Source organism: uncultured Clostridium sp. (assembly GCF_937920395.1).
Taxonomy (GTDB): Bacteria; Bacillota; Clostridia; order Clostridiales; family Clostridiaceae; genus Clostridium_AD.
Window position 1 is genome coordinate 1 of record NZ_CALEVF010000326.1, and the last position, 2,194, is coordinate 2,194.

The window sequence follows — 2,194 nt, forward strand, 5'->3', positions numbered from 1 at the left end:
GGTATATGGCAAGGCGCTGGGTGGGGAACTATTTTATATTTAGCTGCAATAATTGGAATAAACCCTGAACTATTTGAGGCTGCACAAATTGATGGTGCTAACAGATTAAAGAGGATTTGGTATATAATTTTACCTGGAATGAAATCAACAATAGTTATTTTACTTATATTAAACTTAGGTCAAATAACATCAATAGGATTCGACAGACCTTATGTATTAGGAAATGCATTCGTTCATCAGTATTCTGATGTTATTAGTACTTTCGTATATAACATAGGACTAGTCAACGGAAGATTTAATGTAGCTACTGCTGTTGGATTATTTCAATCATTGGTTGGAGTCGTATTCCTCGTTGGTGCACAGTTTATTGCAGATAAGCTAGGTGAGCAGGGTATATGGTAAAGGAGGATAAAAATGAAAAAAACTGCAGATGACAAAGCTTTTGATACAATATCAATGACAATAATAGTAATATCAGTACTTTTAGCCTTGCTACCTTTTTTATATATTGTAGCTATATCATTTAGTTCAAGTGCTTCAATTTTAGCAGGAAAGGTGAGCTTCTATCCAAAACAGTTTACTATAGAAGCTTATAGATCAGTTATTCATAGCGGTAGTGTTTTGTATTCAATAGGTTATACAGTAGTTATTACAGCTATTCATACATTGTTAGCTATGATTTTAACTATATGTGCCGCATACCCTTTAACTAAAAAGAGATTAAGAGGAAGAGGATTTTTTCTGATTTTGATCATTGTGACCATGTATTTTAGTGGGGGTATAATTCCAGATTATTTACTTATGAAATCCCTTCATTTGACTAATACAATGTGGGTACTTATAATTCCTGGTTGCATAAGTGCATTTAATCTAATAATACTTAAATCATTTTTTACATCATTACCAGATAGCTTAGAAGAAGCTGCTCGTTTGGATGGATGTTCAGATATAAAAGTTTTGATGAAGATAATAATTCCATTGTCAGGTCCGGTAATTGCTACTTTAAGTTTATTTTATGCAGTAGGAAGATGGAATGGATTTCAAGATGCTCTTATTTATATAACTAATCCAAAACTATATCCTATTCAATTAAAATTATATCAAATTATAAGTAATGCATCGAGTGTTGAAATTCTAAGAAATGAAGGGGCTCAAGCAGCAGGTCAGGTAATACCTGCAAGCATACAGTCTGCAAGCATAGTTATAGCTACAATACCTATTTTAATCTTATACCCATGGTTACAAAAATATTTTGTTGCCGGTACTACTATAGGTGGCGTAAAGGAATAAAGATTTAATAAAAATAATTGATTGCACGGAATTCTCTCTCTTTTGTAAATGTAGTTGTAATGAGTATAAATTTTAAAGAGCGTGGGAGAAAACCTGTATATATATATAACATTTAAGGGGGATATAAAAATGAAGAGTAAAAGAATTAGAAGTATTTGTGTTGGTTTATCAACAATCGTTTTATTCACATCATTAGTGGGATGCTCTGGGAAAAAGGCGGAAACTTCAAATAATGCAAAGAGAACACAATTGAAAGTAGAAATATTTGATAGGGGTGGCTCTAAACCTGGTCAACAGCCAATAGACAATAATGACACTACTAGATATATTCAAAAGAACTTTGGAGATAAGAACAATATTGACATGAAATTTGTTACAGTACCAAGAGATAAAGAAGTTGACCAACTTAATATACTTATGGCTTCTGGAGATGCACCAGATATAATTTACACCTATGATACAGATGTATTTTATAAATATGCTAAACAAGGTGGTTTAACTGATTTAAGTGAATTACTTCCAAAGTATGGTCCCAATCTAGTTAAATACTTAGGTAAAGATGTGGTTAACTATGGAAAAGTCGGTGGCAAACAGTTTTCTATTCCTTCAAAAAGAATATTAGTAGGTAATCAGTCATCTGTAATAAGAAAAGATTGGCTTGATAAAGTTGGTTTGCCAGTGCCTAAAACTACGCAAGAGTTTTATACTGCACTAAAAACTTTTAAAGAAAAGGATCCTGGAAAAGTAGGAGATAAGATTGTACCTTACGTTATTGACCAGTTTGGATATCAGATGCTTGCCGATACTTTTATTACCAAAATGACCAAAGAAGAAAGCTATGTTTATGATACTGGAGCTAACAGACCAAACCCATTAAGACCAGGAGCAATTGAAGGATATAGGT

3 protein-coding genes are annotated in these 2,194 nt (G+C 32.5%); all 3 read left to right on the top strand.

Annotation, left to right across the window (positions count from 1 at the left end; all coding sequences use genetic code 11):
• A partial coding sequence (locus Q0649_RS20020; protein ID WP_298845997.1) for an ABC transporter permease subunit occupies positions 1-402 on the top strand: 402 nt, incomplete at its 5' end.
• A 12-nt stretch (positions 403-414) separates the two neighbouring features.
• The gene (locus Q0649_RS20025; protein ID WP_298846001.1) at positions 415-1,290 is read left to right on the top strand and encodes a carbohydrate ABC transporter permease; all 876 of its coding nucleotides are present in this window, start codon (positions 415-417) and stop codon (positions 1,288-1,290) included.
• A gap of 129 nt (positions 1,291-1,419) precedes the next feature.
• On the top strand, positions 1,420-2,194 hold a 775-nt coding region (locus Q0649_RS20030; protein ID WP_298846004.1), incomplete at its 3' end, for an extracellular solute-binding protein.

Bases quoted from the DNA above. Each gene is read 5' to 3' on its own strand.
- Q0649_RS20025 (WP_298846001.1), top strand. From the start codon at position 415: ATGAAAAAAACTGCAGATGACAAAGCTTTTGATACAATATCAATGACA.